At 60.3% G+C, this 26013-nt stretch carries 19 protein-coding genes; 13 read left to right on the top strand and 6 right to left on the bottom strand.

Translation table 11 applies throughout. The annotated features are described in order from the left end of the window. The first annotated feature begins 334 nt into the window (after positions 1–334). The 9 genes from AOA62_RS17820 (at position 335) to AOA62_RS17780 (ending at position 10580) form a co-directional block, all read left to right on the top strand. The gene (locus AOA62_RS17820; protein WP_143521850.1) at positions 335–2053 is read left to right on the top strand and encodes a DUF6543 domain-containing protein; all 1719 of its coding nucleotides are present in this window, start codon (positions 335–337) and stop codon (positions 2051–2053) included. 126 nt (positions 2054–2179) lie between these two features. Further along, positions 2180–2530, top strand: coding sequence for a hypothetical protein (locus tag AOA62_RS17815; RefSeq protein ID WP_099549323.1), 351 nt, complete (start codon positions 2180–2182; stop codon positions 2528–2530). 279 nt (positions 2531–2809) lie between these two features. Then, positions 2810–3769 carry a MoxR family ATPase gene (locus AOA62_RS17810; protein WP_003174327.1) on the top strand — a complete coding sequence of 320 codons (960 nt, stop codon included), beginning with the start codon at positions 2810–2812 and terminating at the stop codon, positions 3767–3769. Between the two features lie 5 nt (positions 3770–3774). After that, complete coding sequence (locus AOA62_RS17805; protein WP_017136649.1) at positions 3775–4707, top strand: DUF58 domain-containing protein; 933 nt, start codon at positions 3775–3777, stop codon at positions 4705–4707. Next, positions 4704–5198 (top strand): DUF4381 domain-containing protein, encoded by a 495-nt coding sequence (locus AOA62_RS17800; RefSeq protein WP_017136650.1) that lies wholly within the window; start codon positions 4704–4706, stop codon positions 5196–5198. Before AOA62_RS17805 ends, AOA62_RS17800 begins: the two co-directional genes overlap by 4 nt. Beyond that, positions 5191–6279 carry a VWA domain-containing protein gene (locus AOA62_RS17795; protein ID WP_017136651.1) on the top strand — a complete coding sequence of 363 codons (1089 nt, stop codon included), beginning with the start codon at positions 5191–5193 and terminating at the stop codon, positions 6277–6279. Before AOA62_RS17800 ends, AOA62_RS17795 begins: the two co-directional genes overlap by 8 nt. Then, positions 6276–8015 carry a tetratricopeptide repeat protein gene (locus tag AOA62_RS17790; RefSeq protein WP_099549322.1) on the top strand — a complete coding sequence of 580 codons (1740 nt, stop codon included), beginning with the start codon at positions 6276–6278 and terminating at the stop codon, positions 8013–8015. The genes AOA62_RS17795 and AOA62_RS17790 overlap by 4 nt, the downstream gene beginning before the upstream one ends. After that, on the top strand, positions 8012–9652 hold the full coding sequence (locus AOA62_RS17785) for a BatD family protein (protein ID WP_099549321.1): 1641 nt from the start codon (positions 8012–8014) through the stop codon (positions 9650–9652). Before AOA62_RS17790 ends, AOA62_RS17785 begins: the two co-directional genes overlap by 4 nt. Before the next feature lie 628 nt (positions 9653–10280). Further along, on the top strand, positions 10281–10580 hold the full coding sequence (locus AOA62_RS17780) for a hypothetical protein (RefSeq protein WP_099549320.1): 300 nt from the start codon (positions 10281–10283) through the stop codon (positions 10578–10580). 71 nt (positions 10581–10651) lie between these two features. On the opposite strand, the gene AOA62_RS32045 is transcribed toward AOA62_RS17780, so the two are convergent. Continuing rightward, a complete protein-coding gene (locus AOA62_RS32045) occupies positions 10652–11572 on the bottom strand; it encodes a hypothetical protein (RefSeq protein WP_169986332.1) in 921 nt (306 codons plus the stop codon). 271 nt (positions 11573–11843) lie between these two features. On the opposite strand from AOA62_RS32045, the gene AOA62_RS17770 reads away from it, so the two are divergent. From AOA62_RS17770 to AOA62_RS17760, 3 genes are read left to right on the top strand one after another with little or no spacing between them, the layout of a single operon-like run. Continuing rightward, on the top strand, positions 11844–13085 hold the full coding sequence (locus AOA62_RS17770; protein ID WP_099549319.1) for an exonuclease SbcCD subunit D C-terminal domain-containing protein: 1242 nt from the start codon (positions 11844–11846) through the stop codon (positions 13083–13085). Further along, positions 13082–16720 carry an AAA family ATPase gene (locus AOA62_RS17765; protein ID WP_099549318.1) on the top strand — a complete coding sequence of 1213 codons (3639 nt, stop codon included), beginning with the start codon at positions 13082–13084 and terminating at the stop codon, positions 16718–16720. The genes AOA62_RS17770 and AOA62_RS17765 overlap by 4 nt, the downstream gene beginning before the upstream one ends. Next, on the top strand, positions 16717–17310 hold the full coding sequence (locus tag AOA62_RS17760) for a glutathione S-transferase (protein ID WP_099549317.1): 594 nt from the start codon (positions 16717–16719) through the stop codon (positions 17308–17310). The genes AOA62_RS17765 and AOA62_RS17760 overlap by 4 nt, the downstream gene beginning before the upstream one ends. A 126-nt stretch (positions 17311–17436) precedes the next feature. Here the strand turns inward: AOA62_RS17760 and AOA62_RS17755 are convergent, their stop codons facing one another. The 3 genes from AOA62_RS17755 to AOA62_RS17745 all read right to left on the bottom strand — a co-directional run bounded on the left by AOA62_RS17755 (position 17437) and on the right by AOA62_RS17745 (position 19231). Beyond that, positions 17437–17616 (bottom strand): hypothetical protein, encoded by a 180-nt coding sequence (locus AOA62_RS17755; protein ID WP_017138150.1) that lies wholly within the window; start codon positions 17614–17616, stop codon positions 17437–17439. A gap of 156 nt (positions 17617–17772) precedes the next feature. After that, positions 17773–18948: a lactonase family protein gene (locus tag AOA62_RS17750; RefSeq protein ID WP_099549316.1), complete on the bottom strand. Its 1176-nt coding sequence runs from the start codon at positions 18946–18948 to the stop codon at positions 17773–17775. Next, entirely contained in the window at positions 18935–19231 is a 297-nt protein-coding gene (locus AOA62_RS17745; protein WP_099549315.1) for a DUF5629 family protein, read from the bottom strand. The genes AOA62_RS17750 and AOA62_RS17745 overlap by 14 nt, the downstream gene beginning before the upstream one ends. A gap of 186 nt (positions 19232–19417) precedes the next feature. On the opposite strand from AOA62_RS17745, the gene AOA62_RS17740 reads away from it, so the two are divergent. Continuing rightward, positions 19418–22384 carry a DUF6543 domain-containing protein gene (locus AOA62_RS17740; RefSeq protein ID WP_099549314.1) on the top strand — a complete coding sequence of 989 codons (2967 nt, stop codon included), beginning with the start codon at positions 19418–19420 and terminating at the stop codon, positions 22382–22384. Positions 22385–22486: 102 nt separating this feature from the next. Here the strand turns inward: AOA62_RS17740 and AOA62_RS17735 are convergent, their stop codons facing one another. Both AOA62_RS17735 and AOA62_RS17730 read right to left on the bottom strand, forming a co-directional pair. Then, entirely contained in the window at positions 22487–24862 is a 2376-nt protein-coding gene (locus AOA62_RS17735; protein WP_099549313.1) for an RND family transporter, read from the bottom strand. Positions 24863–24877: 15 nt separating this feature from the next. Then, positions 24878–25915: a YCF48-related protein gene (locus AOA62_RS17730; RefSeq protein ID WP_178075643.1), complete on the bottom strand. Its 1038-nt coding sequence runs from the start codon at positions 25913–25915 to the stop codon at positions 24878–24880. Between the last annotated feature and the right edge of the window lie 98 nt (positions 25916–26013).

Below are 26013 nucleotides of genomic sequence, written 5' to 3'. Positions count from 1 at the left end.
AGGTCACATCGGATGCGCCGTTTGGCAGGTGACGGTACGACGGGCAGGTCAACGGCCTGACGGTGGCGCATCCACTGCGCAGCTTAACGAGTGTAGGAAGACGGTTGCTTTCCGTACGGCGACATATTCGGTCAAGCGCAGGCAGCGCTGAACATTCTCTAGCGCCCTGCACCTGGGCGAGTAAGACGATAGTTTTTTTCTGTGTAGGCCATAGGCATTTCGAATGGAGTGAATACAGCTCATTCGACCAATTAGAACTGACTCGATGCACACAGCATCGATTGCGCAAACACACCACGGACGGCCCACTGATTAATTGAAGTGAGCGTTTAGTATGACCAGCATAACTGCAACTGTAAGTCAGGGTACTATCAGTGCCTCGACGAATGTACCGAATGGCGTTCCCACTTACCCAACACCGCGCCAAGCCCATAATAAGCCTCCCCTCCCTGAATTAAACTGGGATCGCCCGGAGTTGAAGTGGGGCGAGCAGACCGTACGGCCAGAACAACCTGCCGTGCAACACGATAGCTGGCCAGCCTCTTATTTTTCCGAGCCATTAAAAAGAAACAACGCGCTCGACAGGTATGCAGCCGACAAGTACAAACCCTTCATGTCCGCCACTCAACATACCTCAGAACATGTAGCAGCCCAGATTAAACAAAAGTGGGGGATCGACGTCGATCCGGAAAAAACCTTTCTGGTCACCTTTGCCTATGACAAAAACACCACGCCTCACAAGGCGGTCATTACACAAAAAATCTCCCTGGCGGATGCGGCATGCCTGAATATTCAACACACGCCACGGCCCAAGGGGATGACTGGAAAACAAGAGGCTCCCAAAGGGCAACCTACCGAACCCTTCGACATACAGCCTAATTCCTGCCACACGGAAAAGCCCAATTGGGACGGCACTTTCCCACGTCCACTCGTGGGCAATTTCAATACTTATTATCACGGTATTGTGACTGAGCCCTCGCCCGACGCACCCACTACTTACGGTGCGGGCCAGCATGTTCAGATCCCCCCGGCCGACTTCAAAAAAATGGTCTGGGACCATGCCTATAAAAAACCCTACGACCAGTACCTGAACTTCAAGTGGTCGCCTGAAACCCGTGAGTCCTATACCGCACTTGCCAAAATTAGCTACCTGAATGCAGCGCACGCCCAACATCATGAGCGCTCGCTGGACGAGGAAGGCCGAAAGATCGCCATGAGCCTCGTCGGTGTACCCGCCAACCAGACTTATCTGGATGCAGGGCTGGAAACACTGGTTAAACCGCACACGCCAGACGCAAGCCTGGAGACCAAATTTCTGAGTTTCAATGGCTTCCACTCCACTGACATTTTCTATACCAGAGACGTCACTACTCAGAAAACGCTTCTATACATTCCAGGCAATTCGTCCCCCATCCACTCGTTCGATTCGCCCCAAGCAATGAATAAATGGCTGGCTACCCAATTGATTGACGAAGATAAAGCCGCCGCTTTCAAAAAACATTTCTCCCCAAAAGATGCTTCGTCTTCATTATTTAAAAAAGGCTTCGATGCGCGATTGGAGCTGATTCGACAGCACATCAAAGAGCCAGGCGCTGTGGACTTCCTGGAACGGCAAGGCTTTTGGGAAGAGGGTGGCGTATTTGATGGCAAAAAGATCACGGGCGACCCCTTCAGCGAGGTTCAAGAGCGCACAGAAAAAAGCATGAAAGCCAGTACCAGCCAGGAGTTCGTGCTGAACACAGACCACAACAAGCAAACAATTCTTAAGGCAAAAAAATGGTTGGATGGAGCGCTTCTGCTTGCAACCCCCATTGGCTTGGCACTGCCCCCCGTGGGCATCTTGCTGACGGCGCTGAGTGTGGGCTCCGGATTGCTGGAAGTGGGCGTGGGCATTCACGACAACGCCAACGACCGCGCAAACGCCGATGACAGGATTACGTTCGGTGTATTCAATGCGCTCAAGCCAATACTGACTGCGGGGGCTGGCAAGGCTTCAGAGCCCATCACCGGGCCGATCAAAACAGTGTTAAAGGCCACTATTTTGGCGAAATAACCCACTGCAAGTGCGATACCCGTAGTGGCAGGGGCAGTCCCATCCACTTAAGAGCAGCGTAAACGTTTGTACGATGGCAAAATTAGCCGCCCGTCGTTCAAGTACGCTGCTTTTAGAGGACTGCCCATGCAACTGACCACTCCCCACCTGATCGCCACACCCTGTGACGAAGAAGAAGACAACATGGCCATGCTGTGCTGCCACGGCAATAATGGCGAAATGTTCATGCTCAGCCGTTACCCGGACGAAGATGAGGTTGAGCTGACCTGGGATTACGAACCGTCAACCCTGGATGGGCTGAAAGTGACCTTGAGTGACACCACGCTGGTGATTGAACTGGCGGCGGGTGATGCCGATGCACTGGGCGGCAAGGACCACTTGCGGATCAACCACACCACCGCCGCGTCGGATATGGCTGAAGTGGAAGAAACCTTGCAGAACATCCTCAAGGGCACCGGCACCTTTAGCCGGATTTAGGCTGTTCCAAGGATCAAATGTGGAAGCTGGCTTGCCTGCGATGCAGGCACCTCGGTGTATCAGGTCACTCCAGTTGATGCCATCGCAGGCAAGCCAGCTCCCACAGGGGCCGAGCGACCCTCAGTGGAATTTGTGCTTTCCACACAAAAATCCTACAAGTTTTGCTAAAAATACCCGCCGCGCCGTTAGTCGCTACACCCTGCGATGCATTAAAGTAGACGCCCCAGGCCCGGCGGTTTTTTTCGACGTTGGGGCTCATCTCTCCAGGAACCGTCATCGATGGAACATCGTGAAGCGCTGCTTGCGCTGCGAACCTTTCTTTCTACGCAGATTCTCGGCCAGGAAAAACTCATCGATCGCCTGCTGATCGCCCTGCTCGCCGACGGCCATATGCTGGTAGAAGGCGCACCGGGCCTGGCCAAGACCAAGGCCATCAAAGAGCTGGCCGAAGGCATTGAAGCGCAGTTCCATCGTATCCAGTTCACCCCCGACCTGTTGCCGGCCGACATCACCGGCACCGAGATCTATCGCCCGGAAACCGGCAGCTTCGTGTTCCAGCAAGGCCCGATCTTTCACAACCTGGTACTGGCGGACGAAATCAACCGCGCGCCAGCCAAGGTGCAGTCGGCATTGCTCGAAGCCATGGCCGAGCGCCAGGTCAGTGTGGGTCGCAGCACCTACGACCTGTCGCCGCTGTTTTTGGTCATGGCCACGCAAAACCCCATTGAGCAGGAAGGCACTTACCCACTGCCCGAGGCCCAGCTAGATCGCTTCTTGATGCACGTCAAAATCGGTTTCCCGGACGCGGCGGTCGAACGACGCATCCTGCAGCAAGCCCGTGGCGAGGCGCTCAATGGCGAAACCAAGCCCGAGCGCCGCGTGAGCCAGCAGGCGATTTTTGCCGCGCGCAAGGAAATCCTCGGCCTGTACATGGCCGATGCGGTGGAGGAATACCTGGTGCAACTGGTCATGGCCACGCGCACCCCGGCCAAGTTCGATCCTGAAATGGCCGAGTGGATCGCCTATGGCGCCAGCCCGCGCGGCTCCATCGCCCTCGACCGCTGCGCCCGCGCCCATGCGTGGCTGGCCGGGCGCGACTTTGTCAGCCCGGAAGATATCCAGGCAGTACTGTTTGATGTGCTGCGTCACCGCATCATCCTGTCGTTCGAGGCCGAAGCGGCCGGCATTGACCAGGACCGCGTGGTGCAACGCATTCTCGACGTCGTTGCCGTCGCTTGAACCCCATGAATGCCGGCGATGGAATCCGCGTCACGCTCAGCGAATTGATTGAGATGCGCCACCGCGTGCGCGAAGTGCAGCTGTTTTCCACGCCAAGCCAGCGCAGCCCGCTGATTGGCCTGCACCACTCCAAACTGCGTGGGCGCGGTGTCGACTTCGACCAAGTTCGCGTGTACCAGGCTGGCGACGATGTGCGCACCATCGACTGGCGCGTGACGGCCCGCACCCAGGAGCCGCACACCAAGCTGTTCCATGAAGAACGTGAACGGCCGATTTTCATCATGGTTGAGCAAAGCTGTCGGCTGTTCTTCGGCTCCGGGCAAATGTTCAAATCGGTACTCGCCGCCCAAGCCGCCAGCTTGATCGGCTGGGCAGCGCTGGGGCACAACGACCGCGTCGGCGGGTTGGTCTTCGGCGACAGCGAGCACTACGAAATCAAGCCCCGGCGCAGTAAACAAAGCCTGCTGCAATTGCTTAACCGCCTGGTGCGCGTGAACCAGAGCCTGAATACCGAAAGCCGCCCCGAAGCCGACGCGTTGGGCATGGCGCTGCGCCGTGGCCGCGAAGTGTTGCGCCCGGGCAGCCTGGTGATTGTGATCTGCGATGAACGCGCGTTGACCGAAGGCGCCGAGCAACAGCTGAGCCTGCTGTCACGCCATTGCGACCTGTTATTGTTGCCGATCTCCGACCCACTGGACCACGCCCTGCCCGCCGCCGGGCTGCTGCGTTTCGCTGAACGTGGCGCGCAATTGGAACTGGACACGCTGAATTTCGATTTGCGCCAGGCCTATAAAGCCCAGGCTGAGGAACGCATTGCGCGCTGGGAACTGCTGGCACAGAAGCTGCGCATTCTATTGATGCCCCTGAGCACCCAAAGCGAGATGGTCGAGCAATTGCGCGAATACCTCAACCCGCAACGCCCGGTTAAAAAGCAATGAGCAGCCTCGACCAACTGCAGCCACTGATCGCCCCGCCGGCCATCGGGTTCTGGCCGCCTGCGCCGGGTTGGTGGCTGCTGCTGCTGGTGATCCCGCTGCTGGGCTGGGGCCTATGGTGGTTGCGCCGTTTCCTGCCCACCCGACGCCCCGTGGCCCGCGCCGAACAACCGTTGGACCCGCTGCGCATCGCCGCCCTGGCCGAACTTGCGCTGATGCCCAAACCCTACGACGGCGCGCCCGCCGGTGCCTGGCTGCAGCAGCTCAATGGCCTGCTCAAGCGCCTGTGCCGCAACGACTACCCCTACAGCCAGAGCCACACATTAAACGGGCGCAAATGGCTGGCGTTCCTCGACAACCGTTGCCCCGCCGCCGGGCTTACACGCTGGATGGTGCTGGTCGAAGGCGCCTACAAACCCGAATGCAAACTCGACGACAAGGCCATCGCCGGCCTGACCCAAGCGGTCGATACCTGGATTCGCAAACATGTTTGAGTTCGCCTGGCCGTGGATCTTCGCCCTGTTGCCCTTGCCGTGGTTGATGCGCTTCATCCTGCCAGTGGCCGACAGCGGCGAACCCGCGCTGAAGGTCAGCTACCTGGCCGACCTTGAGGGCCTGGCGCGCCGCCGTGCGCGGGTCAACCTGCCCGGCTGGCGCCAGCAAGCGCCGTTCGTGGTGCTGTGGCTGCTGCTGCTGACCGCCGCCGCGCGCCCGGAATGGCTTGGCGAACCGCTGCCCATTGCCGCCAGCGGCCGTGACTTGCTGGTGGCCGTGGATGTGTCCGGCTCCATGGATTTCCCTGACATGCACTGGCAGGACGATGACGTCAGCCGCCTGAGCCTGGTGCAGCATTTGCTCGGCGACTTCCTGGAAAGCCGTGAAGGCGACCGCGTGGGCCTGATCCTGTTTGGCAGCCAGGCTTACCTGCAAGCCCCGCTGACCTTCGACCGGCGCACCGTGCGCACCTGGCTGGATGAAGCACGTATCGGCATCGCCGGCAAAAACACCGCCATCGGCGATGCGATTGGCCTGGCCTTGAAACGCCTGCGCCAGCGCCCGGCGCAAAGCCGTGTGCTGATCCTGGTCACCGATGGCGCCAACAATGCCGGGCAGATCGACCCGCTGACCGCCGCGCGCCTGGCGGCCGAAGAAGGCGTGAAAATCTACCCGATCGGCATCGGCGCCGACCCCGAGCAAACCGGTTCGTTGGGCATCCTGGGCGTCAACCCGAGCCTGGACCTGGATGAACCGGCCTTGAAGGCCATCGCGGACGCCACCGGTGGCCGCTACTTCCGCGCCCGCGACGGCGACGAGCTGCAAAAAATCAAACAAACCCTGGACCAGCTTGAGCCCGTCGCGCAACAGCCGACCCAGGCACGCCCGGCCCAGGCGCTGTACAGCGCACCGCTGGCGCTGGCGTTGATCCTGAGCATGTTGCTGGTGGTTCAAGAACGCTGGCCCAATAACCCCTTGCAACGCACCTTCAACAAACTCTCGACCAAGGGCATTTTCCTGCAACAGCACCCGCAATGGCGCCAACGCCTTAAACGCCTGCGCTTGCGGAGGCGTCGATGATCGACCTGTGGCCACACTGGTTTCGCCCTTGGTGGTTGCTGCTGCTGCCGTTGCTCGGCTGGCTGCTGTGGCAGCTGTGGCACCGACAAAAGCGCGCCGGGCGCTGGCAAATGATTTTGCCGCCGGCGTTTCATGCGGTGCTGCTCAGTGGCGGCAATGGCCGCGAAAGTAAATCGCCCTGGGTGGTGTTGGGCATCGCCTGGCTGCTGGCCGTGCTGGCATTGCTTGGCCCCAGTTGGCAAAGGGTTGAACAGAACAGCCAGAAACCGGCCGACCCGGTGGTGGTGCTGTTGGAGCTGACCCCGGAAATGCTCGCCACCGACAGCCCGCCCAATCGTTTAGAGCAGGCGCGGCGCAAGCTCTATGACTTGCTGCAGGCACGCGACAACGCGCCCACCGCCATCGTCGTGTATGCCGGCAGCGCCCATACGCTGGTGCCGCTGTCGGATGATCTGGCCACCAGCCGCAACCTGCTCGAAGCCCTGCGTCCCTCGATCATGCCCGAGCCCGGCCATCGCGCCGATCTGGCGGTGGAAAAAGCCCTGGGTTTGCTCAAGCAAGCCGGTCTCGGCCAGGGGCGCCTGTTGCTGGTCGGCTCGTCGCTGTCGAAACAGGAGCGTCAAGGCATTCGCCTGCAGTTGCAGAGCGCCCAGGCCCCCAGCTTGTCGATCCTCGGCATCGGCAGCCGCGAAGGCACGCCGGTGACTCAGGAAAGCGGTGAGTTCCTTAAGGATGACCAGGGCGCCATTCTGGTGCCGCGCCTGGACGGCCCGACGCTCAAGGCGTTTGCCAGTGAAATGGGTGGCCGCTACCGCGCCGCGCGCCTGGATGACAAAGACCTGCGCCAGCTCAACCTGCTCGATGGCCCGCAGGCCCTGCGCAACGACGGCCAACTGCTGCACCTCGACACCTGGGCCGACCAGGGTTACTGGCTGCTGCTACCGTTATTGTTGCTCGCCGCCTGCGCCGGGCGTCGCGGCTGGCTGTTCTGCGTGCCGTTACTGTTACTTGGTGCGCCGCAGCCCAGCTATGCCTTTGAACTTCAGGACCTGTGGCTGCGACCCGACCAGCAAGGCCAATATCTGCTGAAGAAACAACGCCCCAACGAGGCCGCCAAACACTTCGAAGACCCGCAATGGCAAGGCGTGGCACTGTATGAGGCGGGCAACTACGCCGAGGCGATCAAGCGTTTTGCCCAAGGCAATGACGCGTATTCCCACTACAATCGCGGGAATGCGCTGGCCAAATCCGGCGAACTGGAAGCCGCCATCGACGCTTATGAGCAAGCACTCGAAGCCCAGCCCGACCTGCAACCGGCGCTGAAAAACAAAGCGCTGGTCGAAACCCTGATCCAGGAAAAAGCCCAGCCCGAGCCGGCCAAGCCTGTCAAAAATGAGGATGACGAAACCACCCAACCCGGCCAAACTGCGCAACCGGGCAGCAGCGGCCAAAGTGCCACGGGGGGCGAGCAATCACCCCAAGGCCAAGGCCAGGCCAGTGCCGGCGATAACCAGACGGGCGCCACGCCCAAAGCCGGCGGCAACGACGTACCGGGCAGCGAGCTAGGGGACGAACACACCACCACCCCGCCCTTGCGCCCCGCCGATGCCAGCCTCGATGGCGAGCACCGCCAGGCGCTGGAGCAATGGCTGCAGCAGATCCCGGACAACCCCGGCGAACTGCTGCGACGTAAATTCTGGTACGAACAGCAACAACATCAGGACAAGACTCGATGAGCCGCCGCACCACCCTTCTGCTCCTGCTCGCCCTGTCGGCAAGCCACGCCCAGGCGGCCAACCTGGTGGCGAGTGTCGACCGCAGCCGCGTCAATTCCGGGGAAACGGTGGAGTTGACAGTGGAATCCAGCGACGTCACCCAGTTCGGCAAACCCGACTTGTCACCCCTGGATGCGCAGTTTGAAGTCAGCGGCACGCGCCAGATCAACCAACTGACTACCTTGGGCGGCGATAACCACGCCACCACGCGCTGGATCATCACGTTGCTGCCCAAGGAAAACGGCACCGTGGTGATTCCGCCGCTGCAAGTGGGCGAACTCAAGACCCAGCCGATCAGCCTGCAAGTGCTGGAAACCGCCAGCCAGAACACCAGTGCCGAACTGGCCCCGGTGTTTATCGAAGCCAATCTGGACCAGAGCAGTGTGTACGTTCAGGCCCAGGTGCTGTTGACCGTGCGCGTGTACCACTCGGTGTCGCTGTATGACGACAGCAGCCTCACGCCGTTGCAAATCCCCGATGCGCGCATTGAACAATTGGGCGAGTCGCGCACTTACGAGAAGGTCATCAACAGCATTCGCCACGGCGTAATCGAAACCCGCTATGCGATTTACCCGCAGCACAGCGGTGCCTTGGTGATTCCGGCGCAGACTTTCAGCGCCACCTTGGTGGAATCGCGCCCGCCCCAAGAGAACACGCTGCAGGGCACCAAACCGGGCAAGTTGATTCACGTAAGCTCTGCCCAATTGCCGCTGACCGTCAAGCCCAAGCCGGAGTTCTACCCCGCCGACGCCGCCTGGCTGCCCGCGCGCAGCCTGACCCTGAGCGAAGTCTGGAACCCCGAGCCTGATCACGTTCAAGTGGGCGACTCCCTGACCCGCAGCCTCACGGTCAAGGCCGAAGGCCTGTCCAGCGCCCAATTGCCGGCCCTGCCCAGCAGCGACATCAATGGCCTGCGCCGCTACCCGGACCAGCCGGTGCTCGGCAACCAAAACAGCGACCGTGGCCTGATCGGCAGCCGTGAGGACCGCGAAGCCCTGGTGCCAACCCGCGCCGGTGCCGTGGAGTTGCCCGCCGTGGAAGTGGTGTGGTGGAACACCCACGAAGATCACCTGGAACGCACCAGCCTGCCCGCGCGCACGCTGCAAGTGGCGACCAACCCAAGCCTGGTGGTGGACACGCCCGCCACACCAACGGTCATTACCGCACCGGACGATAGCCGCCTGTGGCTGTGGCAACTGAGCACCTTGATACTTGCCTGCACCACGCTGTTGGGTTTTGGCCTGTGGTGGCGCGCACGTCGCCAACCCGCCGTGCAACGCGCCGTACAAACCGGCCCGAGCCCGCGCTCGCTGTTGGACGACCTCAAGCGCGCCACCCAGGCCAACGACCCGCAAGCCACGCGCCAGGCACTCGACGCCTGGGCGCGGCAACAACCGGAAACCCTGGCCGACATGGCGGCGCGGTTCGTGCCGCTGTCGGATGCCTTGGATGGGTTGAACGGCGCGCTGTACAGCGAGAGCGGCCAATACTGGCTGGGTGAAGATTTATGGCGTGCGGTCAAAGCAATTCCGATGGTCGAGCGTGCGCAAGACCCGGCAACGGACACCACCAGCTTGCCGCCGTTGTATCCCAAGTAAATCTCTCTCTACCTGACAGCACAAAACCCATGTGGGAGCTGGCTTGCCTGCGATGGCCATAGGTATGCCGCTTTCTCCTGTGGCGAGCAGGCTTGTCCTGCGTTGGGCCGCGAAGCGGCCCCAGTAAAGGCACTGCAATTTTCCTGAAAGAACTCAGTGTCTGGGTTTGGGGCTGCTTCGCGGCCCAACGCAGGGCAAGCCTGCTCGCCACAACAGCACACTTGCCACAGGCTTCGTGTTGCTGAAATACCGAGGTGTCTGCATCGCAGGCAAGCCAGCTCCCACAGATGATGGGTGTTGCCTGGGTGACATGCATTGTTAAAGGCCAGCAGTCCATATCCCTTTAATTTGCGGGAAGTTTCCTAGACAATCCTTTGGCCTTGCGCCTGCTCACTTCACTGGCTAGCCTTCGCTCCGTCGCTGCATATCAGCGATCGGGAGTGAGATCCTGTGAACGGAGTGCCAAGTGCCACAACCGCGAGCAACATGCTCTATGGCGGCTGTGTGCGGGCAGACCTAGGTCTGGCCGGGTGCTCCTGACCGGTTATCTCACCCCGCACATAGCTGCCACCTTTTGTCGAGTGAGATCTGCAAAAGAATGGCTCCCAACCTTTTAGGAGTTTCATTCATGACCAAAATCGTCCCAGACCCACCCCGTTTCACCCCCGACCGTAAAATCTTCGAACGCGCCCTGAGCCACTACCTGCAACCCACCCTACCGCCATCCTTCGCCGTGCATCAGGACCTCAGCTTCGAAGACGCGCTCGCCCAAATCTGCGACTTGCTGCGCTGTGCAGCCGCCACCGCAGCGGCCACCCGCCAGGCGCTGAGCGGTGATGAACAGCACATGGCCGGCGCCACCGAGCACTTGGTCAACCAGGCCAAAACCCTTGCCGACCGCGCGCTGGAGTGCATGAACGCCGCGTAACCCTCTGCCGGAACTGGCTTGTGTGGGAGCTGGCTTGCCTGCTCCCACTGGTCAGCGTCTACGCGTGAACGTCAGGTCTTTGCGCGACTGCGCTTGTAGACATAGGCGATGTTTTCAATATCGAACCGGCCGTCCTGCTTACCTGGCCCATCGTCGCCAATCCCGATATCCAGCGCCAGCAGCAACTCCGGGCGGGCCAGAAGTTCCAAAGCGCTCTCTTGTGCCTGTGCCGAAAAAGTCCGGGTGCTGGGCACCATGCCGGCGGCTTCTTTCAACTCATGAATATTCACAAAACGGTCGTTTTTACCGGCGGCAAACTCGCGCAAGTGATAGGCGATGTGCCGCAATAAGTATTCGTTGCTCCAGAACGGCTGTGGGCCGACCTTATGCGGCGCATCTTCGCGGGAAGCCAGCCATTGCTTATCGCTGAGAGCGCCATACCCCTCCTGGGTGAAGGCTTGCCACATGCTTGCCGGTGTTTCGGCCACCGCATAGCCGCTGCCGGTGAACCCTTCGAGTACACCGTTGTTTGCATCCTCACCGCGAGTTTTGCCTGCTGCACTCAGAGACGCATCAATCCAGTTAAGTACTCTGGCCGCGTTGTAGGCCGCATCCGCTCTAGACTGGGGGTAAGGGTTACTGGAGGTCCAATCGCCCAATTGCCTATAGGCCATTTCAAAGTAAATATTATTTTCACGCACGGGTTGTCTCACCACTATTTTGCCGTTCACTTTACCGACCCAGTCACGACGTATTCCTCGTTGGCTGTCCAGCCATTTGAGTATGGGGTTGTCATTAATGATTTGCTCAGCGGATCGAGTATCGCCCTGGGGGCGCTGGAGATTTTCCTTCGGGACAACATGCTGATTTTTCTCGCCGCGCAGCGGGTCGATGGGGCCGCGCACAGGCGTTGGCACATAGATTGGAAAGAGTTCCCCTGCGCTAAAGCCCCGTCGTTCATGTTCGTGCTGATCAATATTACCCAGAGACATTGTGTAGTGACTCCAAAAGGAAAAAGATGCCTCGCAGAATTCGGGAGGTCATTCTTAATTAACGCATGTCAGAACTCTGGTTCCCTTACAGGGATCACCGAATGGGGCTGCATTCGTCGGCAAATGTTTCCACTGTGGTGTTGCGTAGATTCCCCGGTCTCCCCCCGACAAGCCCGCATACCAGCGGTTTTTACAGGTAAACTCCCTTCTTTTTCACCGCCCTTCTCTGTTCACGGCGGCCATTCACCTCTTGTATTTAACGGAGTTCGCCTTGCGTCTGTTCCACACCTCCGACTGGCACCTTGGCCAAAACCTGCACGGCCAGGAACGCGACTTCGAACACGCCTGTTTTCTCGACTGGCTGCTGGGCCAATTAAAAGCCGAGCAGCCGGATGCGCTGCTGATCGCCGGCGATATCTTCGACACGGTCAACCCGCCGCTCAAGGCACAGGAGCGCCTGTACGACTTCATCATCAGCGCCCACGAACAAAACCCCAAGCTGACCATTGTGATGATCGCCGGCAACCACGATTCCGGCTCGCGGATCGAGCTGCCCGCGCCGTTGATGCGCCGTTTGCGCACCCATGCATTGGGCCGCGTGCTGTGGCTGGACGACGGCCAATTGGACGCCGAGCGCCTGCTGATCCCGCTGCCCGACGCCAAAGGCAAGATCGCCGCCTGGTGCCTGGCGCTGCCGTTTTTGCGACCGGCGGAAGTCACGGGTGCGCACTTGGGCGACGACTATCTGCGGGGCATTGGCCAGGTGCATGAATGGCTGATCGCCGCCGCCAATGCCAAACGCAAGAAAGGCCAGGCGCTGATTGCCATCAGCCATGCGCACATGGCCGGTGGTTCGGTGTCGGAAGACTCCGAACGCAGCCTGATCATTGGTAATGCCGAAGCACTGCCTGCCAGCCTGTTCGATGCCAGTGTGAGTTATGCGGCGCTGGGCCATTTGCACAAGCCGCAGCAGGTCAACGGCGAAGAGCGCATTCGCTACAGCGGCTCGCCCATTCCCTTGTCGTTTTCCGAAATCGGCTACAAGCACCAGATTCTCGATGTGACCTTCCAGGGCCAACGCCTGGTGGGCGTCGAGCCACGCCTGATCCCACGCTCGGTCAACCTGCAACGCCTGGACGCTGCGCCGCTGGCGGATATCCTCGCACAGCTCGCCGACCTGCCCGACATCGACCTGCTCGCCGAAACCCAGCGCCACCCCTGGCTGGAGGTACGCGTGCGCCTCGACGAGCCGCAGCCGGACCTGCGCCAGCAAATCGAGACTGCCCTGCAAGGCAAGGCCGTGCGCCTGGTGCGCATCGCCGCCGAATACGCAGGCAAACGCGGCAGCGACGACACGGACGAAGCCGGTCTGGTCGAACTTGACCAGCTCACGCCCCAGGAACTGTTCAGCCGCGCCTGGCACGACAACTACGGCAGTGAGGTGGATGAACAGACCATGAAGGATTTCGCCGTGCTGCTTCAAGAAGTGCAACAGGAGGGCGAACAGCCATGAAGATCCTCGCCATCCGCCTGAAAAACCTCGCCTCCCTGGCTGGCCCGTTCGAGATCGACTTTACTGCCGAGCCCCTGGCCAGCGCCGGGCTGTTCGCGATTACCGGCCCAACCGGCGCGGGTAAAAGTACCCTGCTCGATGCCTTGTGCCTGGCACTGTTTGGCGCCGTGCCACGTTTGGGCGATACCGGCCAGGCCAAAATGCCGGATGCCGACAGCGATATCTCCATCGGCGACCCACGCACGCTGATTCGCCGCGGCACCGGCGGCGGGTATGCCGAGGTGGATTTTGTCGGCGTCAACGGCCGCCGTTACCGCGCCCGCTGGGAAGCCAACCGCGCCCGCGACAAGGCCAGTGGCAAGTTGCAGAACAGCCGCCAAAGCCTGATTGACCTGGACAGCGACCAACTGCTGGCCAGCCAGAAAACCGAATACAAGACCCAGCTGGAACTGGCCCTGGGCTTGAATTTCGAGCAGTTCACCCGTGCCGTATTGCTGGCGCAAAGTGAGTTCAGCGCGTTCCTCAAGGCCAACGACAATGAGCGCAGCGAACTGCTGGAAAAGCTCACCGACACCGCGCTGTATACCCAGCTCGGCCGCCGCGCTTTCGACAAGGCCAAGGATGCCAGGGACGCGCATAAACAGCTGCAAGACCAGGCCACCGGCCTGGTGCCGCTGGCGCCTGAGGCCCGCGCCGAACTTGACCAGCAGTTGGCCGAGGCGCAGCAGCACCTCAAGACCCAGCAGGCGCAACTCAAGCAGTTGGAGCTGCAACACACCTGGCTCAAGGAGCTACGTGAGTGGCAGGAGCGCCAGCTCAGTGCCACCGAACAATTGCAGCAAGCCCAACAGCTCTGGGACAGCCAAGGCCAACAGCGTCAGGACCTGAGCCGCCTGGAGCAGTTAGCGCCACAACGCCATCAGTTCGCGCGGCTGGCTGAACTCGACACCCTGCTCACCCCGCTGGCGGCGCAGATTCAACAGCACATCGAGCAGCAAACCGCGCTGCAAGCACGCCAGGAGCAGGCGCAACAACAGCAGGCCGCCGCCCAGGTCGCCTTGGCTGACGCCTTGAAACACCAGGCCGACGCCGTGCCCTTGCTGCGCCAGGCGTTCGAACAGCAGAGCACCCTCACCCATCTGAGCAAAGACCTGGCCAAACGCAGTGACGACAAGCAACAACAGGAAACCGCCTGCGCCGAAGGGCAGTCGTTGCTCAATGGCTTGCTGGAGAAACAGGCCCAGGTTGCCGGACGCCTGCAACGCCTGGCCGCTGAGCTTGAGCGCAGCGCTGCCTTTGCACCGCTCAGCGACGCTTGGACCGCCTATCGCGACCGCCTGCAACAACTGATGCTGATCGGCAACCGCCTGAACAAGGGCCAGGCCGAACTGCCGCAGCTTGAACACAAAGCCGCCACCGCTGCCGAAAAATTCACCCAGCAGCGCGAGGCGTTGGACCTGCTGTACCAGGAAGCCGGCGCCGAACCGCACGCCGTCGCCGAGCAGGTCCAATTGCTCGCAAGCCTGCTGCAGGACAATCGCAAGCAGCAACGCGCCTTCGAAGACCTTACGCGCTTGTGGGACAGCCAGCAGCAGCTGGATATACAGAGCGCCGCGCTGACGCAAAAACTCGCAGACGCCCAGCAACAGCGCGAACAGTTGAACCACACCGGCCTGCAAACCAAGGCCGAACTCACGGTGGCCGAGCAAACCCTGTCGGTGACCAAGCAACTGCTGGAACGCCAGCGGTTGGCGCGCAGTGCCAGTGTCGAAGAGTTGCGCGAGCAGTTGCAGGACGACCAGCCGTGCCCTGTGTGCGGCAGCCATGAGCATCCGTACCATCAGCCCGAAGCCTTGCTGCAAAGCCTTGGCCGCCATGATGAAACCGAAGAAGCCACGGCGCAGAAGGCCGTCGATACGCTGAAGGAAAAACTCACCGAGCTGCGTGGCGAAGTGGGCGGCTTGATCGCCCAGCAAAAGGAGTTCCTGCAACAGCAAGAGCTGTTGGCGACACAACAACAGGGCCTGGCCCCCAGCTTGCAAGCACATCCATTGTCGGCCTCGCTGTTTAATCAGGACGCCACCCAGCGCAGCGCCTGGCTGGCCCAGCAGTTGGCGCAACTCACGCAAAGCATCGCCCAGGATGAGCAACGCCAAGGCGCCCTGCTCAACCTGCAACAAAATGCCGGGCGCTTGCAGCAACAACTGCAAGCGGCCCAGGACGCCAGCCAGCAAGCCCGCCAGCTGCTGGTGGACCAGCAACGCGAACTGTCCAATGACCGTGAGCGCCTGGACGAAGAACTGCAGGCCTTCGCCGGCCTGCTACCGGCCGACACCCTCGACGGTTTGCGCCGTGAACCGGCAGCGACCTTTATGCAGCTGGACCAGCACGTCAGCCAGCGCCTGGAACAGCTGGGCCATCAGCGTGATGAGTTGGCTGAACAGCAAGAACGCCAGCAGGCCATCGAAAAAGAGCAGACCCATCAGCAGCATCGCCAGCAGCAGGTGGAAGCCTTGCAACAGCAAGTCACCGAGCTGACCACCCAGCAACAGGCCGCCCAGGCAATACTCACCGCCTTGCTCGGCGAGCACACCAGTGCCCAACAGTGGCAACACCGGCTGGATGAGGCCGTGGCGCAAGCTCGCCGAAGCGAGACAGACGCCAACCAACAGCTGCAAGAGCTGCGCGATGCCCTGATCCAATTGGCTGCCGACCTCAAGGCCCAGCAGGAACGCGTACAGGCGCTGACCGCCGAGCAGCAGACCCTCGATGCGCGCCTGGGCGAATGGCGCGCGCTGCACCCGCAACTGGATAACGACGGTCTTACGCGTTTGCTGGCCTTTGATGACAGCCAAGTCAGCGCCTTGCGCCAGCAGTTGCAGCACAGCGAAAAAGCCGTCGAGCAAGCCAAGGTGTTGTTGCAGGAGCGCGAACAGCGCCTGGCCGAACACCAGGCCTTGCACAATGGCAACCTGGACGCCGAACAGCTGGACAGCAGTCTCGCCGCGCTTAATCAGCAATTGGCCGAGGGCGACAGCCGCTGCGCCGAATTGCGTGCGCGTCAGTCCGAAGACCAACGTCGCCAGGACGCCAACCATGTCCTGGGCGAGCATATCGCCAAGGCTTATGACGAGTGGCAGCGCTGGGCACGCCTGAATGCGCTGATCGGCTCGGCCACCGGCGACACGTTCCGCAAGATCGCCCAGGCCTACAACCTCGACTTGCTGGTACACCACGCCAACGTGCAGTTGCGCCAACTGGTGCGCCGCTATCGCCTCAAGCGCGGCGGCAGCATGTTGGGGCTGTTGGTGATGGACACAGAGATGGGCGACGAATTGCGCTCGGTGCATTCGCTGTCGGGTGGCGAGACGTTCCTGGTGTCGCTGGCGTTGGCGTTGGGGCTGGCGTCGATGGCGTCCAGCACCTTGAAGATCGAGTCGCTGTTTATCGACGAAGGTTTTGGCAGCCTGGACCCCGAATCGCTGCAATTGGCGATGGACGCGCTGGACGGCTTGCAAGCCCAGGGCCGCAAGGTGGCAGTGATCTCCCACGTACAGGAAATGCATGAGCGCATCCCGGTGCAGATCCAGGTCAAGCGCCAGGGCAATGGTTTGAGCACGCTGGAGGTCAAGTGAGCGAGGCGCTGCTGTATTCGTTTCGGCGCTGCCCCTACGCGATGCGGGCGCGCCTGGCCGTGCGCTATTCGGGCCTGCCCGTGCAGATCATCGAAGTGAGCCTCAAGGCCAAGCCGGCCGAGATGCTGGCACTGTCGCCCAAGGGCACGGTGCCGGTGCTTTGCGTGGGCGGCCAGGTGATCGAGGAAAGCCTGGACATCATGCATTGGGCGCTGGCGCAGCACGATCCTGATGATTGGTTGCTACAGGGCGACCCGAGGGTTCAGGAACTGATCGCTGAGAACGACCAGGTGTTCAAATATCATTTGAATCGATACAAGTACGCCGAGCGCTACCCCGAGCAGCCGATGGAACATTATCGGGCCGAGGGCGAGGTGTTTTTGCAGAAGCTGGAAGCGTTGCTGGCGGGGAATGATTACTTGCTGGCCGAGCATTTGAGCCTGGCCGATATGGCACTGGCGCCGTTTGTGCGTCAGTTTGCGCATGTCGACCGCGAGTGGTTTGCTTGTACCCCGTATCACCGGTTACAGACCTGGCTACAGCGCTTTCTGGAATCGCCGCTGTTTGTGGCGGTCATGGCAAAACCCTGAGGTCCACACAATCAAATGTGGGAGCTGGCTTGCCTGCGATGCCGACGACTCGGTGTAACTGATCCACCGCATCGATTTCATCGCAGGCAAGCTAGCTCCCACATTTGACCGTCGCTTGGCTCAAGCTCAGTGCTGGGCTTTGTGATCCAGTGCGGCATAGAAGTTGGCGCTTTGTTGCAGGTATTTCTGGGTGTAGGCGGTGGTGGTGGATTTTTTGCCGGTGACTTCCACGCTGGCGGCCGCAGGCAATGCCACGGTGGCGGAAACAGCGGAAGCAGCGATGATGGAGAAGAGGTTCAAGTTCATGGCGGTAACCCTTGTATTCGTTTGGTTAGGTGGCCAGGGAAGGCCTTGGAACCAAACTTACGCCCGAGGGTTAAACCTTAGAAATGCTTTGAAACAGTAGCCGCTATTAATAGAATTAATACAAAGGGTCAGGCCCCGCACTGCGGGGCCTGTGGCTTATTGACGCACCAGGAACTTGAGGTCGCTGGGCGCATCGATCGACTGTTTCTGCACGGTTTTACCCAGCAGGCCGGTCTTGGGGTCGCGTTCGACCACCACGATTTCATTGCTTTTCTGGTTGGCGATCAGCAAAAACTTGCCGCTCGGGTCCAGGCTGAACTCGCGCGGGTGGTCACCTTCTACCGAACGGCGCTGCAGTTCCTTGAGGTGCGCGGTGGCCGGGTCGATGCTGAACACCAGCACCTGGTTGGCCGTGCCACGGTTGCTCACGTACAGGAATTTGCCGTCGCTTGAGGCGTGTACGGCCGCACCGGCCTTGTCGGAAACCGGCTGCCCGGCGGCAAAATCGACCAACTGGGTCTGGCTGAGCTTGCCGTCGTTGTAATCGAACACAGCCACCTGAGCGCTCATTTCAGTGGTCAGCCAGGCATGCTTGCCATCGGCGCTGAACAACAGGTGACGCGGGCCGCTGCCCGGTGGCAATTGCACAAAGGCGGGGTCGGCCGGGGTCAAGGGCAGTTCGTGGTTGGCCTTGGGATCGTAGTGGTAGGCAAACACCTTGTCGGCGCCAAGGTCCTGTACAAACACATACTTGCCATCCGGCGACGACACCACCGAGTGCACGTGGTTGGAGGCCTGACGCTCTGGGTTCACGCGGCTGGCCGGGTGCCCGCTCAACTGCACCGGCGCCGACAGCTTGCCGTTGGCGTCAACCGGCAGCACGGCCAGGCTGCCGCCCGGGTCTTCCAGCACCGAATAGTTGGCGACGAACAGGTAACGGCCATCAGCGGCCAGGCTGGAATGGGTCGGTTCGTTGCCCAGGCTCTGCACCTGGTTGATCAGGCTGAGCTGATGATTCTGCGGGTCGATGCTGTAGCTGCTGACGCGGCCGACCGGATCTTTTTGCCCTGGGCCGTTCTCGTTGACCACAAACAGGTGCTTGCGGTCTTTGGAAATCGTCAGCCACGAGGGGTTGGCCGCTTTAACCGCCAGCACGGGTTTGCCGCTGAATTGGCCGGTGCGGCTGTCAAATTGCAGGCGGTAAATACCTTCGCTGGTGCCGGCGGTGTAGCTGCCGACCAACAGTTCATAGGTGTCGGCCGGCGCGGCTTGCACCGACATCGCACCGACACTGCCCGCCATCAACAGGGGCCAGAATTTACGCATCATCATCCGCTTCGTCCTCGTCGTTATTGTTGCCGGTGACGCCGCTCATGCAGACCAGGCGATGCTCGCCCGAGTCACCGGTAAGGGTCCAGCTTTGCAAGGTGGGATCAAACACTGCTGCTTTGACTTGCTCCAGGCTGAAGCTCCAGCGCTTTTCGGCGCGACCGTCCATGCAAATGACCAACAGTTTCTGGTCATCCAGGCTGAAATCAAAGGTGTGCAGCCCATCGATTTCAACCATCTGGCAGTCTTCAAAAGCATGCAGCAAGGTAGCGGTGTCGGCAGTCATAGACATCAATCATCAAGGGGAAAGCGCTCATGATAGGGCAAATTACTGCATCAGCCTAAAACCCTGCCTCAAACACACCAACGCGCATCATGCAGTACCCAGATACCGCTCCTTTACCACGAGATCGACGTTAACTCGCCATGACACCTGTGATGTTCGATTAACCAATCGTGGAGACCTCAAAAAATGCTACCACCGTCCATCAACGAGCCGCCTACCAGCGATGTGATGCTCGCGCAATGCCCAAGCATGGGCGCTACCGTCAGCGCGCAGTTCGCAGACCGTCCCAGGCTTGAAGCCGTCGTTGAGCAAATGTTGGCGACAACCCTTACGCAAAAATACCCGGGGATGGCGCTGGACCTTTCCCGCACCCAACTGGCGACGCCCCAGGCCGATGGGCGCTATACCTTCGAGCGACTCACGACAAAAGCGCTGGACTATCTGGCCGATGGGGCCGCCTTGGACTTTAGCGCGGTAGGCTCGCACGCCTTTTTCCTCACTGAGCAGGCACCCACGCCCATCACCACCCCCGCCGGTGACGCGCTGGACATGATGCAGGTCGAGGCACTGATTGGCGAACTGGCCTGGTCGCTGCCGATCGGCCTGCAAGATGCCTTGACGGCCTATTGGAACCCGGCCGGCGAGCTACCCAGCCGTTGGAGTTTACTCAGTGAGAGCTTGGTACAAGCGCTGCAGATTTCAGTGCTGACCCAGCCAGGCTTGAGCGATATTGAGCGCGAGACGGTACAACAGGTCATTGACTTCCCTGACAGTTATCCGCGTCAGCAAAATAACGACAGCAACACCCTTGTCTACGAACTGGAAACCTACCTGAACAGCGCCAGCGGCAACTCGGTTTTATTCGCCCCCGAGCTGTTGCTGGAGCGTACCGTCAATACGCATACGGTCGTTCTGTTATGCCATCCGGGTGGAAAAATCGAAACATTTAGCTCAATGGATGCCTTTAACCAGCATTGGGGCAGCGCCCTCACCGCTCAATACAGCGTCGATTCGCTGAGCTGCAAACGTTACGAGGTTTATGGCGATGCGTTCGGGCATCAAGCCGAACTGATCCTGAATCAACAATTACTCAACATTGAAGCCGTGAAACTGCCCTGCTCCTTCGGGAAGGCTAAGCTGCAAGCGCTTTACCATGAGCTCAGTGACCCGACGCCCTGCTTTGCCAACACGACCCAAGTCCAGGCACAGTTTCAGAACGTGCTGAGCCCGCAACTGCCAGACTGGCTCCAAAACGCCTCGCACATCCCCAAAAAAAACTACTCCCGCTACAGTTTGGGGTTGGCGAACAGTAAGCGGCTCAGCAGGGGCCATACCTTTTTCAGCGGCATTACGGACATCAACGCCTTCACCACCGCAGCCTTGTCAAAGGCGCTCGACGCCGAGCAGCAAAGCCTGCCCGCGAGCGACGAAGAGGCTGCGCTACCCGAGACCTATGCGCCCGACAAAGTGCTTGTCACGGTGACCCCTGCTGCTGACGCTGAAGACACCGCACAGGGCATTTCCACTGAGTCGATGAGCCTGACAGACCTGGTGATCACCTGCCTGAAAGGCCGCCCTGCTGGCACCTTTACCCTGGCGCACCGTGACGGCCTGCCCCTGCCTGGATGGTTGACGGCGGACTTCATCACCCGCAACGGCGGGCTAATTGAGAGACTCGACATCGGCAAGGCTTATTCCGACTACCTCGAAACACAGTTATTGAATCACACGCCAGAGTCTTTCGCGCGCAAGCGCCAGCTCGTCGCCCAGCTATGTTATCAACTACCGTTGCAGGCGCTGGAGTTGCATCTGAAACAACCGAGCAGTGTCAGCGCACTGGCCGCCGGATACGTTGCCACGCTGCTGCAGCACAACGCCAACGAAGCCTCCATTGGCAGCAAAGGCTTCGTCGACACCCCATCGGTGATCATTCAACCGTTGGCACTGTTGCGCGCAGCGCAAGCGGAACCTGACGTCGTCAGCGCTATGTTCATCATCGAAGCGCAGGACAAGAGCAAAGGCCCCCATCTGCTTTACCGCCCCTTTTATGCACACGCCTTATGTGAGTTCGCCACACGCGACGCGCTGTTGAATGCTATCTCGCAGCCAGGAGAACTGCACGACAGTGTGCTGGCCTGGATGTCCGATGAAGCCCGGGCTGTCTATGACAACGGTGGCCTCCTGGCACCCCATCCCCTGGATGTTGGCCTGAATGCCGAGTCTGTACCCGATTCACCCCTACCCACGGCACAACTGGCCGATCAACGCGAGGTCGACAAATCGCTGACAAGCATGAACTTCTCCAGCGCCCAGTCCTTCCTCTACTTCTACATCGTAGAGGCGCTGACCAATGTGGGAGGTGATGGCGCGCCGCTGAATAAAACAAAACGCTGGGCAGCATTGCTGGAAATGGGCGGCGGCCCGTTTGATGCGTTACTGCAGCCGCAACATCGAGCACCGGTTTTGCTGACCGCCTGGCTAGGCACACTGGTGAATCAATTGACGCCTGACCTGCCTGCACTCAATAGCAATGACCCCATCACACGCGAAGTGGCCATAGCCGACATGACACTCAACCTGGCTATCCTGCTCGCTGAAAGCATGCCGGTTGCCTCGACCACCGAGCCTGTGGACGCCACGCTCAAAGACCAGGCGTTACGCCCGCCCGCGCCGCGTCAATCCCAAGAGGGACGGCAGCTCTCCAGCAACGTGGTACTGACGGAAAACGTCATTGGCTACTACTACGGAGCCAACAAAAAGCTAGATTCAGCACTGGAATTTGGATACACCTTTTTCCAAAACAGAATGCCGTATGGGCATTGGGCGAACGTCACCAGCTTTTTCGGCTTTGCCTGTTTTGAAGCGCTGCCTGAAGCTTCGTCTGACGGCCCGTACCGAGGGCTATACCGGATCGACAACGCCTGGCACTTGAACGTCTATGGGATTCTTTTCAAGGTCATCATGCTCGACGACGAGCGTGTGTCGATCGTTCGCGCGAGTTCAGGCACCCGCGGACCTCGCTTAAAAGTCGACGAGCAAGGCAATTGGTCGTTCGATATGAGCCTACGCGTAAAAGGCGGTAGCGTGCTCAAGCGCCTGGCCACCGAACGCACCCGCAGGACCCAAATCCCGCCAGCCGTGGCAGGCCTGTAGCGTGCAAAACAAGGCACGGCTTCGCCATCGGTAGGCACACAGTAAAACGCCCGACGGGTCAGGTCGGGCGTTTGTTTCCAAATTGCCTGTGGTCAAGCACGCTCAGTGCGCAAACAGCGAGTTGCCCTTCTGCCCCGCCAGCTTCTCGGGTTTGATCAGGAACCGCGCCAGTGCCGGCAACAGCCACAGCGCACCGAACATGTTCCAGAGCAGCATGAAGGTCAGCATCAGGCCCATGTCGGCCTGGAACTTGATAGCCGAGAAGATCCAGGTGCACACACCGATGGCCAGGCACAGGCCGGTGAACAGCACGGCTTTACCGGTGGACTTGAGCGTCTGGTAGTAGGCCTCTTGCAACGGCAGGCCCGCGCGCAGGAAGCTTTCCAGGCGGCTGTAGATGTAAATGCCGTAGTCCACGCCAATCCCCACGCCCAGCGCCACCACCGGCAAGGTTGCGACCTTGACCCCGATGCCCATGAACGCCATCAGGGCGTTGCCCAGCACTGAGGTCAGCACCAGCGGCAACACGATGCACAGGGTCGCCGCCCAGGAGCGGAAGGTGATCATGCACATGGTGGCCACGCACAGGTACACCAGAATCAGGATGGTCAGCTCCGACTGCTTGATCACCTCGTTAGTGGCAGCTTCGATCCCGGCGTTACCGGCGGCGAGGATAAATTCCAGGCCGTCCTTGTTGTTTTCCCTGGCGAAGTCCTGCACCGCATGCACGGCGCGGTCGAGGGTTTCGGCCTTGTGGTCGTTGAGGAACACCAGCACCGGCGCCAGTGAGCAATTGTTGTTGTACAGGCCGTCGGCGCGGGCAATGGAGTTGTTCAGTACGTCGGGGTTACGCGACAGGGTTTCCCATTTGAGGTTGCCCTCGTTCATGCCCTTGATCATCTGCTTGGACACGGTCACCAGCGAGATCGCCGACTGCACGCCCTCGGTGTTCTGCATCTTCCACATCAACTGGTCGATGGGCGCCATGGCTTCATAACGCGAGCAGCCTTCGGCCTTGGTCTTGACCATCACCACCAGCACATCGGAGCTGGTGGAGTAGTTACTGATGATGAAGTTGTTGTCTTTGTTGTAGCGCGAGTCCGGGCGCAGTTCCGGCGCGCCCTGGTCGAGGTCGCCGATCTTGAGGTTCTGGCTGTACCAGAGGCCGCCGCCGAAGGCGACCAGCGCGAGCAGGATCGAGACTGGCGCAACTTTCGCGCTGGCGAATTTGGACAGCAGGCGCCAGAACGGGTGTTCGCGGTGCGCGTCTTTCTTGCTCTTGGCGATCGCGCGCTTGCTGATACCGACATAGGAGATCGCCACCGGCAGCAGGATCAGGTTGGTGAACACAATCACCGCCACGCCGATGGACGCGCCGATGGCCAGTTCACGGATCACGCCGATGTCGATGATCAGCAGCGTGATAAAGCCCACGGCGTCGGCGAGGATCGCAATCATGCCGGGCAGGAACAGTTGCCGGAACGTGCGCCGTGCCGCGGTCAGGGCGTTATCTGCCTCGCTGGATTGCAGGGCGATGCCGTTGATCTTCTGCACGCCATGGGAAATACCGATGGCAAAGATCAGGAACGGCACCAGCATCGAATAGGGATCCAGGCCGAAGCCGAAAAAGTGCATCAGCCCCAATTGCCAGATCACCGCCACCAGCGTGGTACTCAACACCGCGACAGTACTGCGCAGGCAGTTGGTGAACCACAACAGCAGAATCAAGGTGATCACAAACGCGATGCCGAAGAACATCACCACCATTACCAGGCCGTCGATCAGGTCACCGACCTTCTTGGCGAAACCGACGATATGGATCTTGACGTTGGGGTTTTGCGCTTCGAATTTGTCGCGGATCTTGTCTTCGAGTTCATGGGAAAACTTGCGGTAGTCCAGGGCCAGCAACTTGCCTTGGTCCTGCGGGTCCGGGTAGGACTCCAGCAAAGGAATATCGACGATACTCGACTTGAAATCGTTGGCCACCAGACGCCCGACCTGGCCGGACTTGAGCACGTTGTTGCGCAGTTGGTCGAGGCTTTGCGGCGAGCCGTTGTAGCTTTGCGGGATCACTTCACCGCCGGCAAAACCCTCTTCGGTGACTTCGGTCCAGCGCACGCTGGGGCTCCACAGCGACTTGAGGCCCGAGCGGTCAACGCCGGAGATGTAGAACACCTCGTCGTTGATCTGCCTCAGCGTCTCCATGTACTCCTTCGAGAAGATGTCGCCATCCTTGGCCTCCACCGAGATGCGCACGGTGTTGCCCAGGTTCGCCAGGTCGTTACGGTGCTCCATCATCTTTTCGATGAAGGGGTGCTTGAGGGGGATCATCTTTTCAAAGCTGGTGGACGGGCGGATCAAGGTCGCCTGCCAGAACAGGAAAATACTCACCAGCAGGCAGATAACGATCACTGCCGGGCGGTTGTTGAAGATCAGGCGCTCAAGAAAGGTCGCTTTATCGTTGTGATGACTGCTCATTCTTTCCCCGCCTTCTTATTGTTTTTCGAGTTCAGCGCCGGTTGGCTTGGCAACACGAACGCCGCCCTGCCCCGCCAGAATCAAGTTGCCATTGCCCGCCGCCGTGACCGAGGAGAGCGAAATGCGGTCCGGGCGGTTGAATACGCTGAAGGTCTGGCCGTCGTCGTGGCTGATCACCACGCTGCCGCCGTTGCCGACCACCACGATGGCACCGTCATCGAGCAACGTCGCCCCCGACAAGCCAAACTCCAGGGCACCACGCGCCGCATTCAACGCCACTGGCTCCCACGTGCTGCCAAAATCGGTGGAGCGGTAGAGATTGCCGCGCAGGCCATACGCCAACAGGGTCTGCGGCTGGGCGGTGCCGATCACTCCGAACAGCGAGCCCTCATAGGGGCCTTCGAGTTTTTCCCAGGTCTGGCCGTCGTCGCTGGAGCGGAACATGCTGCCCTGCTCGCCGACGATAAACAGCCCGGCACCCTTGATAGCGGCGATGGCATTGAGGTGGAACTGGTCTTCGTTGTCGAGGCGATCACTCACGTCGTCCCAGGTTTTGCCGCCGTCGGTGGTTTCGATCAGCGCACCGTAGGCGCCCACGGCCAGGCCATGCTCGGCATCCTTGAACCACACGTCGAGCAATGGCGCTTCGCGCTTGAGGTCCTGGTATTGCTGAGCCCAGGTGGCGCCACCGTCGGTGCTGGCCAGGATCTGCGCGTCATGGCCCACCGCCCAACCGTGTTTGTCGTCAACGAAATACACCGCCGTGAGCAGTTGCCGGGTCGGCACTTTGGCTTGGGTCCAGGTGTTGCCCTGGTCATCGGAATAAAGGATGTGCCCGCGATCGCCGACCGCCACCAGGCGCTTGCCGGCATGCACGACATCGATCATCAGGCCTTTGGCGGCCTTGGGAGACTCAATTGCAAATACCGGCTGTGCGCTGCTGGTGTCGCCGGTTGCCAGCGCGGGTGTCGACAACGCCCCAAGCAGCGAGAGCGCTGTGGCCAGCATCGCAGCCCTGCGTGCGGCGCGCGGGCGGCAAACAGCCCAACCCATGACAGGCTCACTCATAGACCTTTCTCCCCATTTATTATTGTTAGGTGGTCTCGCCTTCCCGGGCTCTGAAACCTGCAATCTAGAGCGCCTGGAGGAAG

The organism is Pseudomonas sp. 2995-3 (assembly GCF_002742565.1).
Classification (GTDB): domain Bacteria; phylum Pseudomonadota; class Gammaproteobacteria; order Pseudomonadales; family Pseudomonadaceae; genus Aquipseudomonas; species Aquipseudomonas edaphica.
The sequence above is the reverse complement of the archived record's forward strand: the minus strand, read 5'-3'. Positions and strand labels throughout refer to the sequence as shown.